At 70.2% G+C, this 15,142-nt stretch carries 10 protein-coding genes; 9 read left to right on the top strand and 1 reads right to left on the bottom strand.

The annotated features are described in order from the left end of the window. The first annotated feature begins 45 nt into the window (after positions 1 to 45). The 9 genes from QRN67_RS21260 (at position 46) to QRN67_RS21220 (ending at position 10,865) form a co-directional block, all read left to right on the top strand. Positions 46 to 765, top strand: a complete 720-nt coding sequence (locus QRN67_RS21260) for a DUF3348 domain-containing protein (protein WP_285413446.1) — start codon at positions 46 to 48, stop codon at positions 763 to 765. A 1-nt stretch (position 766) separates the two neighbouring features. Then, positions 767 to 3,139: a DUF802 domain-containing protein gene (locus QRN67_RS21255; RefSeq protein ID WP_285413445.1), complete on the top strand. Its 2,373-nt coding sequence runs from the start codon at positions 767 to 769 to the stop codon at positions 3,137 to 3,139. Beyond that, on the top strand, positions 3,139 to 3,798 hold the full coding sequence (locus QRN67_RS21250) for an OmpA family protein (RefSeq protein WP_285413443.1): 660 nt from the start codon (positions 3,139 to 3,141) through the stop codon (positions 3,796 to 3,798). The genes QRN67_RS21255 and QRN67_RS21250 overlap by 1 nt, the downstream gene beginning before the upstream one ends. Next, entirely contained in the window at positions 3,791 to 4,465 is a 675-nt protein-coding gene (locus QRN67_RS21245) for a DUF2894 domain-containing protein (protein WP_285413442.1), read from the top strand. Before QRN67_RS21250 ends, QRN67_RS21245 begins: the two co-directional genes overlap by 8 nt. Positions 4,466 to 4,607: 142 nt before the next feature. Then, positions 4,608 to 5,996 carry a coniferyl aldehyde dehydrogenase gene (locus tag QRN67_RS21240; protein ID WP_503010937.1) on the top strand — a complete coding sequence of 463 codons (1,389 nt, stop codon included), beginning with the start codon at positions 4,608 to 4,610 and terminating at the stop codon, positions 5,994 to 5,996. Between the two features lie 289 nt (positions 5,997 to 6,285). After that, positions 6,286 to 8,589: a TonB-dependent receptor gene (locus tag QRN67_RS21235; protein ID WP_285413440.1), complete on the top strand. Its 2,304-nt coding sequence runs from the start codon at positions 6,286 to 6,288 to the stop codon at positions 8,587 to 8,589. Between the two features lie 109 nt (positions 8,590 to 8,698). Then, positions 8,699 to 9,316 (top strand): ABC transporter ATP-binding protein, encoded by a 618-nt coding sequence (locus QRN67_RS21230; protein ID WP_285413439.1) that lies wholly within the window; start codon positions 8,699 to 8,701, stop codon positions 9,314 to 9,316. Between the two features lie 32 nt (positions 9,317 to 9,348). Next, positions 9,349 to 10,107 carry an ABC transporter permease gene (locus QRN67_RS21225; RefSeq protein ID WP_493200273.1) on the top strand — a complete coding sequence of 253 codons (759 nt, stop codon included), beginning with the start codon at positions 9,349 to 9,351 and terminating at the stop codon, positions 10,105 to 10,107. 53 nt (positions 10,108 to 10,160) lie between these two features. After that, positions 10,161 to 10,865, top strand: a complete 705-nt coding sequence (locus QRN67_RS21220; RefSeq protein WP_285413437.1) for an aspartate/glutamate racemase family protein — start codon at positions 10,161 to 10,163, stop codon at positions 10,863 to 10,865. Between the two features lie 20 nt (positions 10,866 to 10,885). On the opposite strand, the gene QRN67_RS21215 is transcribed toward QRN67_RS21220, so the two are convergent. Further along, the gene (locus QRN67_RS21215; protein WP_285413436.1) at positions 10,886 to 15,118 is read right to left on the bottom strand and encodes an OmpA family protein; all 4,233 of its coding nucleotides are present in this window, start codon (positions 15,116 to 15,118) and stop codon (positions 10,886 to 10,888) included. Between the last annotated feature and the right edge of the window lie 24 nt (positions 15,119 to 15,142).

Raw genomic sequence — 15,142 nt, 5'->3', positions numbered from 1 at the left:
CGGAGGGGCGCGGTGTAGACTGCTAGGTTTTTCGATTTGACGGTAATGGTGCAAGCGTCACGGCGCACAGGTTTCACCGGTTCGCCGCTCGTGCGCTTGCTTTCCAGGCTGACCGACAGCGACGTCGGGCAACCCCGGCAGACGACCGCGGAGCGGCTGAGCCAGTGGTTCGGCTGGACCGACGACATCTCGCTGTCCGCGGCGTTGAACGCCGGCCCGGCGAGTTCTCTCTCCAGTGCAAAAAAAGCCTCCTCGAGCGCCGAGGAAGCCGAGTGCGCCCGCGTGCGCGCCGCGCTGACCAAGGCCATCGCCTCCGACGGCGCGGCCCCCGCGGACGCCACCGACTTCGCTCCGCTGCGCCAGCGCTACCTGGCCCGGCAACAGGCGATGGAAGCCGGCATCGGCCCGCTGCGCAGCCGCCTGCGGACCACGCTGGCGGGCCGTTCGCAGGCCATGGCCAAACTGGCGGCGGTCGACGTCGTGATGGAGCAGGTGCTGGCCGTGCAGGAACGCAGCCTGCTCTCGGGCGTGCCCGCGCTGCTGGAGAAGCGTTTCAGGCGCCTGCGGCAGGCGGCGCTGGAGGCCCAGGCCGAACAGGCCACCGAACCGGCAGCCGATCAGACAACGCCGGACCCGTCTGCCGGTGCCGCGTGGCAGGACGTGTTCCACAAAGACCTCCAGGACGTGCTGCTCGCCGAACTGGACTTTCGATTTCAACCGGTCGAAGGGCTGCTCGAAGCCCTTCGCATGAAGCAACCAGGCTGACATGACCAGATTTCTTCCTCACGCTGTGTTCGCAGCGGGCTTGGCCGTCGTGGGCTGGGTCGCCGTCGGCTACGTCGGCGCGAACCCGCTGGCGCTGGCCGTCACAGCGCTCGTCGCTGCGTTCTATCTGATGGGCGCGCTCGAACTGCGCCGTTTCCAGCAGGCCACCGACACCCTGTCGCGCGCCGTGGCCGAACTGTCCGAAGCGCCCGCCAGCCTCGGCGCCTGGCTCTCCCGCCTGCCCGCCTCGCTGCAGAACGCGGTGCGCCTGCGCATCGAGGGCGAGCGCGTCGGCCTGCCCGGCCCCGCCCTCACGCCCTACCTGGCCGGCTTCCTGGTGCTGCTGGGCATGCTCGGCACCTTCCTGGGCATGGTGGTCACGCTCAACGGCACCGGCCTTGCGCTCGACAGCGCGACCGACCTGCAGGCCGTGCGCTCGTCGCTCTCGGCACCGGTGAAGGGCCTGGGGCTGGCCTTCGGCACTTCGGTGGCGGGCGTGGCCGCCTCGGCGATGCTGGGCCTGATGTCGGCGCTGTGCCGGCGCGAGCGGCTGCAGGCCGGCCAACTGCTCGACAGCAAGATCGCGACCACGCTGCGCGTGTTCTCGCAGGTCCACCAGCGCGAGGAATCGTTCAAGCTGCTGCAGCAGCAGGCGCTGGCCATGCCCGAGCTGGTCGGCCAGCTGCAGGCCATGATGGCCGCGCTGGCGCAGCAGAGCCAGGCGCAGAACGACCGCCTCATCAGCAGCCAGGACAGCTTCCACGGCAAGGCCGAGGCGGTGTACGCCGGTCTTGCCACTTCCGTCGACCAGTCGCTGCGCCAGAGCCTGACCGAGAGCGCGCGCATCGCCGGCGCGGCGATCCAGCCGGTGGTCGAGGCCACCATGGCGGCCATCGCGCGCGAGACCGCCGCGCTGCACGGCACGCTCTCGCAGACCGTGCAGCAGCAGCTCGAAGGCTTGTCGAGCCGCTTCGCGGCCACCACGGCCGGCGTGGCCGACACCTGGCAAGCCGCGCTGGCCGAACACCGGCAGACGAGCGAAGCCCTCTCCGGCGAAGTGCGCGGCTCGCACGACCGCTTTGCCGAAACCTTCGCGCAGCGCTCGGCCGCGCTGGTCGACAACGTTGCCGCGCAGCTCGAACGCACCGTGGGCAGCGTCTCGCACACCTGGAGCGGCGCGCTCGCCGAGCACCAGCGCGTGAGCGAGAAGCTCTCGGCCGATTCGCAGCAGGCGCTGACCGCCGCCGCCGCCACCTTCGAACAGCACTCGGCCTCGCTGCTTCGCACCGTGGGCCAGGCGCATGCCGAACTGCAGACCGACATCGCGGCGCGCGACGAACAACGGCTGGCCGTGTGGACGCAATCGCTGGCGGCGATGGCGGCAGCCCTGAAGGAAGAATGGCAACAGGCCGGCACCCATGCGGCAGGCCGGCAGCAGCACCTGCTCGACACGATCTCGCAGGTGTCGTCGCGCGACGAACAGAAGCTCGCTGCGTGGACGCAGTCGCTGGCTGCGATGGCGGCGGCGCTCAGGGAAGAATGGCAGCAGGCCGGCGTGCATGCGACCGGCCAGCAGCAGCTGCTGCTCGATTCGATCGCGCAGATTTCGTCGCGCGACGAACAGCGCCTCTCTGCCTGGACCCAATCGCTCGCATCGATGGCCGCAGCGCTGAAGGAAGAATGGCAGCAGGCCGGCGCGCAGTCCGCGAGCCGGCAGCACGAGCTGCTCGAACAGGTGGCGCAGACCGCGCGCGAGATGTCGTCGCAGACCGACGCGCACGCCAAGGCCACCGTCGCCGAGATCGCCCAGCTGCTGCAAGCCGCCTCCGAGGCCCCGCGCGCGGCGGCCGAAGTGGTCGCCGAGCTGCGCCAGAAGCTGTCGGACAGCATGGCGCGCGACAACGCGATGCTGGAAGAACGCAGCCGCATCCTCGAGACGCTTTCCACGCTGCTCGACGCGGTCAACCATGCCTCCACCGAGCAGCGCGCGGCGGTCGACTCGCTGGTGGCCGCATCGGCCGAGGTGCTGGAGCGCGTGGGCGGCCGCTTCACCGAACAGGTCGAGGCCGAGACCGGCAAGATGACCGGCATTGCCGCGCAGATCACCGGCGGCGCGGCCGAGGTGGCGAGCATGGGCGAGGCCTTCGGCCTGGCGGTGCAGATGTTCAGCCAGTCGAACGACAAGATGGGCGCGCAGCTGCAGCGCATCGAGGCGGCGCTCGGCAAGTCGATCGCGCGCAGCGACGAACAGCTGGCCTACTACGTGGCGCAGGCGCGCGAGGTCATCGACCTGAGCATCATGTCGCAGAAGCAGATCGTCGAAGACCTGCAGCAGCTCGCCAGCCGGCAGGCCGCGGTGGGCAGCGAGGCGTGATGCGCGAGGACATCGACGAAAGCGGCCTGGAGCCGGGCGTGCCGGTGTGGGCCGTCTTCGGCGACCTGATGTCGGGGCTGCTCGGCGCGTTCGTGCTGATCCTGGTGTGCGCGCTGGGCATGCAGATGGAGCTTGCGTCCAAACTGGAAACCGAGGTGCAGCAGCGGCGCGCCGAGGCGCAGCGCCGCGAGCAGCTCGAACAGGCGCTGGCGGGCCCGCTCGCGGCCGGCCGCGTGACGCTGAACAACGGCCGCATCGGCATCAGCGGCAATGTGCTGTTCGCCTTCAATTCCGCCGACCTGCAGCCCGAGGGGCGGCAGTTGCTCAGGAGCCTGTCGGCGCCGCTGGCCGCCTACCTGGGCAGCCGCGACGAGATCCTGATGGTCAGCGGCTTCACCGACGACCGGCAGATGCGCGGCGACGCGCGACGCTTCGCGGACAACTGGGAGCTGTCGGCCCAGCGCGCGCTCACGGTGACGCGCGCGCTGATCGAGGAAGGCATGCCGTCGTCGTCGGTGTTCGCCGCGGCCTTCGGCTCCGAGCAGGCGGTGGCGTCGAATGCCGATGCCGAGGGACGCTCGAAGAACCGGCGCGTGGAGATGGCGCCGACGCCGCGGCCGTCTTCCGCCGGCACCGCCAACGCGAAGCGCCGTGAATAGCCAGGAGGAAGTCAGCGCCGGCAACGTGGCGGCGGTCCAGGCGTGTATTGCGCGCGGCGACCACCGCTTCGACCCGGTGCGCTTCCGCTTCATCGAGGCACTGGCCCGGCGCGCGGACACGCACGAGGGCGAGGCGCGCCGCCTGCTCGACGAGCGCGTGGCCACGCTGCTCGCTGCGTATGGCAAGGACATGGCGGCCGCCCGTGCGGCAGCCGCAGCGGACGGGCCGCAGGATGCACGGCAGCAGCCGCGCGAACGCAGCGCCCTCGCGGAACTGGTCGACCATGCCGCACAGAATTCGCCCCTCCCCGCCGGCATGCAGGCGGTGCCCGCCGACGCCGCGCCCGGCCAGTCGCCCGCGCTGGAACTGAAGACGCTGCGCTACTTCCGCAGCACCTGGTCGAAGCTCAGCGCCGACCTGCGGCTCACGCAGTCGCTGGCCAAGGTGCCGGAGAACGCGGGGCCGCTCAACTCGCACCACCTGGTGCACCGCGCGCTCACGCTGATGCGCGACCTGTCGCCGGAGTACCTGAACCACTTCATGTCGTACGTCGACACCTTGTCGTGGGTCGAGCAGGCGAACAGCGCCAGCGCCTCGGCCGCCGCGAGCACCACGCGCGCCGAGGCCGGCGGCAGGAAGACGGCGCGCGCCGGCAAGGCCGGCTGACGCGGCAGGTGCTTTCGCCGGCGATCTCGGGCACAGTGCCGACCGGGAGAAGGTGACCGGCGCGGCGGCAAGGTGCAAGATCGCGGGCCGGTGCATCGACGACACACGGGCAGAACCCACGCGAGGATCCATGAGACTAGACATGCGACAGACCTTCGACGCCATGCGCGCCGCCAGCCTGCGCGCCCAGACGCCGCCGTGGCCCGAACGCGCCGACCGCCTGCAGCGGCTGCGCGCGCTGGTCAAGGACAACCGCGAACAGATCGCCGCCGCCATCAGCGCCGACTTCCACCACCGTGCGTTTCAAGAGACCGAGCTGGCCGAGGTGTTCCCGTCGCTCGAGGGCATCGCGCACGCCCTGCGCCACGGCAGGCACTGGATGCGGGTGCGCCGCCGCTCGACCGGCCTGTGGTTCAAGCCCGCGTCGTCGAAGATCATGCCGCAGCCACTGGGCGTGGTCGGTATCGTGGTGCCGTGGAACTACCCGCTGTACCTGGCCGCGGGGCCGATGACGGCCGCGCTGGCGGCGGGCAACCGCGTGATGGTCAAGCAGTCGGAGTTCACGCCGCGCTTCGCCGAGCTGTTCGCGGCGCTGGTGGCCGAGGCCTTCGCGCCCGACGAGATCGCCGTGGTCAACGGCGACGCCGAGGCCGCGCGTGAGTTCTCGGCCCTGCCCTTCGACCACCTGCTCTTCACCGGTTCGACCGCCGTGGGCCACCACGTGATGCGCGCGGCCAGCGACAACCTCACGCCGGTGACGCTGGAGCTGGGCGGCAAGTCGCCGGCGATCATCGGGCCCGGGGCCGACTTCGACAAGGCGGTGGAACGCATCCTCGTGGGCAAGACGCTGAACGCGGGCCAGACCTGCATCGCGCCCGACTACGTGCTGGTGCCCGAGGGCCAGCAGCAGCGCTTTGCCGACAGCGCGCGGCGCGTGTTCGCGTCGATGTACCCGGACCTCGGCAACGGCAACACCGACTACACCAGCATCGTGAGCCCGCGCCACTTCGCGCGGCTGCAGGAGCTGGCGGCCACCGCCCAGCAGGAAGGCGCCGTTGCCGTGCCGCTGTGCGACACCGCGCCCGATGCCGCCACGCGCCGCTTTCCGCCGGTGCTGCTGACCGGCGTGAACGACGGCATGCGCGTGATGCGCGAAGAAATCTTCGGCCCGCTGCTGCCGGTGCTGCCCTACGCCGGCATCGACGAAGCCATCGCCTACGTCAACGCGCATCCGCGCCCGCTCGCGCTCTACCTGTTCGAGAAGAACGGCGCGACCATCGACCAGGTGATGCGCCAGACCGTGTCGGGCGGCGTGTCCATCAACGACACGCTGCTGCACATCGCGCAGGACGACCTGCCCTTCGGCGGCGTCGGCGCGAGCGGCATGGGCGCCTACCACGGGGAGTACGGCTTCGAGACCTTCTCCAAGCTGAAGCCGATCTTCCGGCAGTCGGCGTTCAACGGCGCGGGGCTGCTCAAGCCGCCCTATGGCAAGACCTTCGCGCGGATGATGAAGCTGTTGGTGCGCTGAACCGCCAGCGCCCGCCGGCCGTATGTGACGGCCATGTGTCGCAATATCGCGACAAAGTTCCATGCGTATTGCATACCAAAGGTAAAGTTCCGGCCCAAATGGTATTGCGAGTCATTACCATTCGCACAGTCGTGACGCAGGTTCCACCGTGGTGAGAACGAAGCGTGCAGCCAGCCAGGCGTTCGTCCGGGCAGCCAAGCAAGAGACACGGCCACAACAACACTCCCGGAGGAATATGACCTACGTCAAGAGCCGCAAGCATTCGCCTGCGCGTTACCTTTCTGGCCGCATGGCCACCACCGCCACACTGGTCGCCATCGGCTCGGTGTCCGCGCATGCCCAGGGCACGCTGAACGAAGTCCGCGTCGAAGCCTCGACCGACTACAAGGTCGAGAAATCGGCCTCGCCCAAGTTCACGGCGCCGCTGCTGGACACGCCCAAGTCGGTCACCGTCATCCCGCAGGAAGTGATCCGCCAGACCGGCGCGACCACGCTGGTCGACGCGCTGCGCACCACGCCCGGCATCACCTTCGGCGCCGGCGAAGGCGGCAACCCGGTGGGCGACCGCCCGTTCATCCGCGGCTTCGATGCGCAGAGCGACACCTACGTGGACGGCTTGCGCGACGGCGCGGCCCAGACGCGCGAAATCTTCAACGTGGAGTCGGTCGAGGTCGTGAAGGGCCCGAGTTCCGCGTTCGGCGGACGCGGCTCGGCCGGCGGCTCGGTGAACATCATCAGCAAGGCGCCGCAAGCCGAGAACTTCTTCAGCGGCACCATCGGCCTGGGCACCGATTCCTACCAGCGCGAAACGCTGGACATCAACCGCAAGATCTCCGACAGCGTCGCGGCCCGCCTGAACCTGATGAACTTCAAGTCGGACATCGCCGGGCGCGGTCCGGTCAACGTCAAGCGCTGGGGCGTGGCGCCGAGCGTGACCTTCGGCATGAACTCGCCGACGCAGGTCACGCTGAGCTACTACCACTACGAGACCAACGACCTGCCCGACTCGGGCATCCCCTTCAACAACCCGTTCACCTCGGGAGCCAACCTGAACCGCAACGGCGACGGCCAGCCCATCGCGGTGCCGCGCGGCACCTACTACGGCCTGGTGGGCCGCGACTACCAGCGCACCAAGGTCGACGCCGGCACCGTCGACGTGAAGCATGACTTCGGCGGCGGCCTGGTGCTGCGCAACGTCACGCGCTCGAGCACCTCGACCAACGACTACATCTGGTCCCAGCCCGACGACAGCCGCGGCAACTTCCTGGTCAACGGCAACGTCTGGCGCCGGCCCAACAACCGCGCGTCCGACTCCGAGTCGCTGGTCAACCAGACCAGCCTGACCGGCAAGTTCGAGACCGCCGGCATCAAGCACAGCTTCACCACCGGCATCGAACTGGGCAAGGAAGCCACCACCAAGGGCAACTACCTGTTCCTGCAGGACGCGAAGACCGGTTTCGAGACCTACCCGCGCACGGGCGTGAGCGGCCTGAACTGCGCCGTGGGCTCGGGCATCCGCAGCAACTTCAACTGCACCTCGGCGCTCAGCCCGACGCCGTACGACCCGTGGACCGGCGCCATCACCAGGTCGCCGGCGGTGACCGAAGTGAAGACCACCACCAGTTCGGTCTACGCCTTCGACACCATCGAGTTCAACCCGCAGTGGTCGCTGAACCTCGGCCTGCGCTGGGACGACTACAAGACGCGCGCGGTCACGCCGGCCTACATCGCGCCGATCGCGACCACGGCCTCCGTGCCCAGCAATGCCCTGAGCGGCTCGACCAGCGTGTCCGTGCCCGCCGGCCGCATGGTCCCGGGCATCGAGCTGGAGAACAAAGCCTCGTTCCTGAACTACCAGGTCGGCGCGGTCTACAAGCCGGCGCCCAACGGCAGCATCTACGTGTCCTACGGCACCTCGTCGACGCCGCCCGGCACCGACGGCGGCGACGGCGCCGACGGCATCAGCGCGGCCATCCGCAACCTGAAGCCGCAGGAAAGCCGCAGCCTCGAACTCGGCACCAAGTGGGAAGTGCTGGACCGCCGCCTGGTGCTGACCTCGGCGATCTTCCGCACCGACATGAAGAACGCCCGCGTGGTCGCGGCCGACGGCTCGACGCAGAACGTCGGCAAGAAGCGCGTGGAAGGCATCGAGTTCGGCGTGGCCGGCAGCATCACCCGCGACTGGCAGGTGTTCGGCGGCTACACGCACCTGAACGCCAAGCTCACGGACAACGGCTACACGCTGTCGGGGACGACGTACGTCGCATCGCCGTTCAACGGCAACATGTTCCCGAACACGCCGAAGGACAGCGCGACGCTGTGGACCACCTACACGGTGATGCCCGGCCTCACGATCGGCGGCGGCGCCACCTACGTGAGCAAGCAGTACGGCAACGTCAACAACACGAAGTGGATTCCTTCCTACGTGAAGTACGACGCGATGGTGAGCTACGTGGTCAACAAGAACCTCAGCCTGCAGCTGAACGTCCAGAACCTGACCAACAAGTACTACTTCGACAAGGCCTATGCGTCGCACTACGCGACCGTTGGCGCGGGCCGCTCGGCTTCGCTGACCGCATCGTTCTCGTTCTGATGCGGCACAGGGCGCCCGCGGGTGCCCGCCTGTTCCTCGTGCCGGTCCCGGCCGGAGCATTCATACTCGGCGGCAAACGCCGGCCATGGATGGCTCCGGCAACCGCACGATGGAACCCAACCTCCCCTTCCTGCAGATCAGGAACCTGCGCATGCGCGGCGCAGGCGCCATCGACCTGAGCGCCGCGCGCGGCGAGTGCATCTGCATCCTCGGCAAGTCGGGCTCCGGCAAGAGCGTTTTCCTGCGGCTGGTGGCCGACCTCGACCCCGGCGAAGGCACCGTCACCCTCGACGGCGTCGAACGCAAGACACTGAGCGGCCCCCAATGGCGCCGGCGCGTGGTCTACCAGGCTGCGGAGCCCGCATGGTGGGCGCCCACCGTGGCCGCGCATTTCCCCGACGACACCCATGCCCGGCTCGGCGGCTGGATGGAAGAGATCGGCCTTTCCCCCGGCCTGCTCGACACCGAGATCCCCCGCCTCTCGACCGGTGAGCGCCAGCGCCTGGCGCTGCTGCGCTCGCTCGCGCGCGAGCCCGCGGTGCTGCTGCTCGACGAGCCCACCGCGTCGCTGGACACCGAATCGACGCTGGTCGTCGAGGCACTGCTGGCCCGCCGGCTGGCGCAGGGCCTGACGATCCTGATGGTCACGCACTCGCGCGAGCAGGCCGCGCGCATCGGCCAGCGCCGCTTCGAGATGGCGGACGGCCAGTTGAGGCGCATGCCGTGAACGCCACCATCCACCTCGACGCCACCGACCTGATGCTGGCCACGCTGCTGGTGCTGCTGAACGCCGGCGCCTCGCTGGCGCTGCACCTGCGGCTGCACCGCCAGGTGCTGTGGGCGGCGGCGCGCATGGTGGTGCAGCTGCTGCTGGTGGGGCTGGTGCTGCGCTTCGTGTTCAGCGCGGCGTCGCCGGCGGTCACGCTCACCATCGTCGTGCTGATGATCCTGGCGGCCGCCCGCGAAGTGGCGGTGCGCCCGTCGCACCGGCTGGCGCGCGGCGGCAACTTCCGCATCGGCGCGGCGGCCGTGGGCATATCGAGCGTGGCCACCGTGGTGCTGGCGCTCATGACCGCGATCCGCCCGCAGCCCTGGTACGACCCGCGCTATGCGATACCGCTCATGGGCATCGTGCTGGGCAGCGTGCTCAATTCCGCGAGCCTGGGCCTGGACAGCTTCTTCGAGGGCGTGACCACCGGGCGCGCGCGCATCGAGGCGCAACTGGCGCTGGGCGCGACCATCCGCGAGGCGCTGTCGGAGCTCACGCGCTCGTCGATACGGCGCGGGATGATCCCGATCATCAACCAGATGTCGGCCGCCGGCGTCATCACCCTGCCCGGCATCATGACCGGCCAGCTGCTGGCCGGCATGGACCCGGTGGAAGCCGCCAAGTACCAGATCCTGCTGCTGTTCCTGCTGACCGGCGCGGGCGGCCTGGCGGCGGCGGGCTCGGTCTACATGGCGGCGCGCTCGATGACCGACGAGCGCCAGCGGCTGCGCTCCGACCGCCTGGGCTGAGGCCGGCTGCGACACTGCTTCCCCGTATTTCTTCCTGCTTCACTGGAGACAAGATGGCTATCGACACTTTGCACATCGGCGTGGTCGGCTGCTCGGCCGAAGGCGCGGCGCTGTGCTATCGCACGCTGTGCGTGGAAGGCGCGCGCTACCTCGGGCGGCCGCATGCGCACCCGGAGGTCTCGGTGCACACGCACTCGCTCGCCAGCTATGTCGACTGCCTCGACCGCGGCGACATCGACGGCGTGGCGCAACTGATGCTGTCCTCCGCGCGCAAGCTCGCGGCAGCCGGCGCCGACTTCCTGATCTGCCCCGACAACACGATCCACCAGGCGATGCACCGCGTGCTGCCGCAATCGCCGCTGCCCTGGCTGCACATCGCCGAAGTGGCGGCGGCGGAAGCCGCGTCGCGCGGCTTTCGCCGCGTGGGCGTGCTGGGCACGCGCTGGCTGGTCGACAGCGAGGTCTATCCGCAGGCGCTGGCGGACGCGGGCCTCGCCGCCGTGCGGCTCGATGCGGCGGAGCGCGCGGAAGTCGGCCGCATCATCATGGACGAGCTGGTGTGCGGCGTGTTCCGCCCCGAGTCGACGGCGGTGCTCCAGCAGATGATCGATGCGCTGAAGGCGCGCGGCTGCGATGCCGTCGCGCTCGGCTGCACCGAGCTGCCGCTGGTGCTGAACGACGGCAACTCCGCGCTGCCCACGCTCGACTCCACGCGCCTGCTCGCGCACGCGGCGCTGCGCCGCGCCACGGCGCGCTGAGGCCCCTCGGCCCCTGCCGCTCAGAACTTGCCGAGCACGTTCAGGAACCAGCCCTTGCTGCGGTAGCTCATGTCGGTGAGGTTGTCCGAGTAGTCGGTGAAGTTGTAGCCCACGCCCACCTTCAGGTTCTCGTTGACGTGGTAGTACGCCGCCGTGACCCAGCCGTTCTTGCGGTCCTGCAGTTCCCTGGCGCGCAGCGAGCGCCACTCGACCATCCAGTCCCAGTTGCGCACCAGCTTCCAGTCGACGCGCAGCACCGCGAGTTCGGCCGAGCTCTTGAACCACGGCGCCGAGCTGTCGCGGCTCGCGCGCAGGTCGCCGCGCCGCCAGGCGTACTTGCCGCCCAGCGTCCAGCGCTCGTTGAGGTCCCAGGTGGCATCGATGGCGAACACGTGGCTGCGCTGCTGGTAGTCGACGGCGGTGGTCGACACCGTGCCCAGGCTCGAATCGACGCCGCTCGACACCACCTGCCCCGGCGACGACAGGTCGTACAGGAAGGTGTACTTGAACAGCAGGTTCAGCCGGTCGTTGAACGCGGGGCGCAGCGCGTAGCCGAGCATGGCCTCCGTGTACTTGGCCGCGGCCAGCACGCCGGTGCTGCTGTCGCTGTCGGCCCAGTTGAACTTGCCGAGCCAGCGCGAGTCGTCGTCCACCTTCCAGGTGAATGAGTTCTTCAGCAGCCAGCTGGTGCGGGTCTCGGAGGTGGTGCGGTCCTTGCGGTACTCCAGGCCGCCGCTGTACTTCAGGCGCTCGCTCGAGTAGCCGGTGGTGAAGGCGACGGCCTCGCGCCGCGTGGCGCCCAGCGTCTCGGCGCCGACCCAGCCGTTCTCGAAGTTCACGCCGAAGGTCCAGCGCGTGTCGGGCGCGTACTGCACGCCGTAGGCATGCGTGAGGCCCGGCTGCGTGCCGGTGGCCTGGCGGTGCTCGGTGAACATCGTGAGGCCGTCGCCCACGCGCGAGCGCACGCCCGTCACCAGGGTGCCGCCGCGGCCGATGAGGTTCTCGTCGGTGCGGCCGGTGTCGGACACGTAGGTCATGTAGAGGTTGGAGCGGTCGTCGTACTGGTAGTCGACGCCGGCCTTGCCCGCGAAGCCGCCGTCGCCGGTGGAGAGCTCGCCGCGCAGCGCCAGCTTGTCATTGACGCGGTAGCGCCCGCCGAAGCCCAGGCGGTCGTTCTCCAGCCGCGTGCCGGTGCGCCGCAGCGTCTTCTGCGTGAAGCCGTAGGCGCTCCAGCGGTCGCTGCCGGTGTATTCGAGCTGCACGGCGGCATCGGCGCGCTCGCCGGACACCGCCTGCGTGGTCGGCAACGAAGGGCTGGTGATGAGCGCGTCGCCGGTCTTTTCGTCGTAGCGCAGGCCCAGGCCCAGCTTCCACTCGGGCGTGAGGGCCAGCGAATACTGCGCGTCGAACACGCTGCTGTTGTAGCCGTCGCGCTCGTCGCGGCGGTCGGCCTTCAGGCGCAGCCCGCCGTTCTCGGCCTTCTCGCCGAAGGGCACGGTGGCCTGCACGCCGAACTGGCGCGTGGCGTTGCTCGCGTACTGGCCGGGCGCGGAGAAGCCGGCGTCGCGCGACTGCGCATAGGCGCTCACGCGCCCGCCGCCGCGGATGTCGAAGTCGCCCAGGTCCGCCTGGCCTTCCAGGCGCCAGGCGCTGGCGCTGCCGGTGGGTCCGCTGCCCAGCGTGTTGCCGACCGCGCCGTTGCGCCCGGTGAAGCTGAAGCCGCCGTCCATCGAGTCGAGCTGGCCGGTGCCCGGGCCCTTGCTGCGCGCGAACTCGCCCTTGAAGTAGGTGTTCTCGGTCTTGCGCAGCGTGAGGTCGGCGCCGGCCAGGCGCTGGTCGCCGCCGATCTGGTCCTGGCGCGACGCGGTCACGCCCACGCCCACGTGGTCGTTGGCCCACCAGGAGACACGGCCGCCCACGGCGAGCGTGTCGAGCGAGGTGGTGAGCGGCGTGTATTCGTAGTCCACCACCAGGTAGGTCGGCATGCCGGTGAAGCCGCCGGCACGCACCAGCGAGCCGTCGTCGGACAGGCTGGGCAGCGGCGCCGACAGCAGCACGCGGCCCTGCAGGTAGTCGATCTCGTAGTCGGAGCTGGGCACGAGCTGCGTGCGCTTGAGCACGAAGCCGGAATCCCTGTCGCGGATTTCCAGCGTCACGCGCTCGGCGCCGCGCGTGATGTCCTGGTTGCGCAGGTAGTAGAGCGAGCCGCCGGTGCCGCGGAATTCCTCGCGCGCGGCCAGCGTGCCGGGCTCGGCCGCGAAGGTATCGATCTTCAGGCGCGCCTCGCCGAACGAGGTCGACTCCTCGCCCAGGTAGCGGCCATGGAAGCCGTAGAGGCCGCGGCTCACGCGGGTGAGTTCGGTGTCGCCGAAGTTGAGCTTGAAGTTGCCCCACATCGCCTGTGAGCGGCCATCGTCCACGCGCAGGTAGAAGCGGCCCTGCGTGGGCGCGTCCTGGATGGCGGTGGAGTCGTCGCCGAAGGTGGTCCACGAGTCCTCCGGGTCGAAGCGGCGGAACAGCGAGGTCGGGTCCTTGCGGTCGAGGTTGCGGAACAGTTCCTTGAGCGGGCGTTCCTCGGTGTCGACGCTGGCCGTCAGCGTCCAGCGGTCGTTGAGCTGGCCCTTGGCATAGCCGGCGATGCGGCCTTCGCTCCAGCCGCCGCCGCCGTAGCGGTTCTTGTCGTTGGTCATGATCGCGGCCGGGCCGCTCACGCTGTTGCTGCCCACCGTGAGGTCGGCCTGCCCGACGAAGAACCAGTCGCTCGCGGGCAGCTCGAAGTCGCGGCGGTAGGCGCGCGTGGCGCCCTGCGCGTCGGTGACCGCGATCTCGCCGGTCTGCACGCGGCGCGGCACCAGCTGCTGGAACACGAAGCGCCCGCTCTCGTCCACCGGCACCGCGAAGCCCAGCGCGCGCACCGTCTCGCCGGGGCGGATGGCCGCGCCGCTGGCGGTGACCGTGCCGGCGGCGAGCGGAATGTTGGCGATGGCGATGTTGTTCATGCCGTAGCCGCGCAGCAGCTCGCGCGCCGGGTCGGGCGGCGTGCCGGTCTCGGGCCTGTGGCGCTGGGCCAGCGTGAGCGAGAGATCGTCGGTCTCGTCGAAGCGGCCCTGGCGGTCGTACACGCGCACGCGGTAGTACAGCTTGCCGCTCGCCCCTTCGGCGACGCGGTTCAGCAAGCCCTCCGGCACCTGCCATTCGCCGCGCAACGCGGCGTCCAGCGGCACGGTCGCGACCAGGCGGCGCTGCATCGCCTCGTTGGCGGTGAACACGCGCAGCTCGGCCTTGCTGGTGAACAGCAGGTAGTTGCTGTAGCCGGCGAAGCGCACGGTGTCGCCGGCCACCACGGTGGTGGGCCAGGCGCTGGCGCTCAGGCGGCGCGGCTGGGAAAAGTTGTCGTACTGCAGGCGCAGCTGGTTGCGCTCGAGCTGCACGTCGACGCAGCGCTGGCGGTCGGCGCTGTTGGTGCCGTCGCCGGCCGCGGCCTTGCCGTCGGCCGTGAGCAGCTGGCCGTCCACGCTCAGGCGCAGCGGCGCGTCGTCGGTGCCGAAGGCGGTGAAGGTGCGGCACACCCCGGGGTCGGCCACTGTCGCTGTGGGAGCGACAGCGACGGGCGCGTCGCGCCAGTACACGCGCACTTCGACGCGGCGGTTGGCGGCCCAGTTGGCGGGGTCGGTGGCGGGCGTGGCCACGGGCGCGTCGGGTCCGCGGGAGAAAGCGGCCGCAGCGTCTTCGGGCAGGCCCAGGCGCTGCGTGAGGTAGCGCGCCACCTGCTGCGCGCGCGCCAGCCCCAGCGCATGGTTGTCGGCGAAGCGTTCGCGCGACTTCGCGCTCAGCGCCTGGGTGTCGGTGTGGCCGACGATCTCGAAGCGCAGGCCGTCGCGCCCTTTCACCTGCGCGGCGATGCGGTCGAGCTGCGCGCGGTCGGCCGGCGCGAGCCCGTCGGCGCCCGATCCGAAATGCGGCACTCCGGTGTCGCTGCGCTCGGCGCCCGGCACGGGCGGCGGCGTCGGGCCCGCGGCAGCTACCGGCGCGCTCGCGTCGCCCAGCACGAAGGTGGCCTTGGGCAGTTCGCGCTCGCTGCTGCGCGGCAGGTGGCGGGTGCCGTCGATGTCCACGGCGCGCGGGTCGGCCGCGGCCTGGTCGTGCATGCGGCCGCGCACGGCCGACTCCTGCGCGGCCGCGAGCCCCATGCCCATGCAGGCGGCAGTGACGGCGCCTGCGAGGGCGATGCGCTTGGGTAGCTTTCTTTTCATGTCGGCTCGCTGGCTCGGGTTCTG

Source organism: Variovorax sp. efr-133-TYG-130, assembly GCF_030208835.1.
Taxonomy (GTDB): domain Bacteria; phylum Pseudomonadota; class Gammaproteobacteria; order Burkholderiales; family Burkholderiaceae_C; genus Variovorax.
Note: the sequence above shows the minus strand (reverse complement) of the source record. Positions and strands in the feature narration are given on the sequence as shown.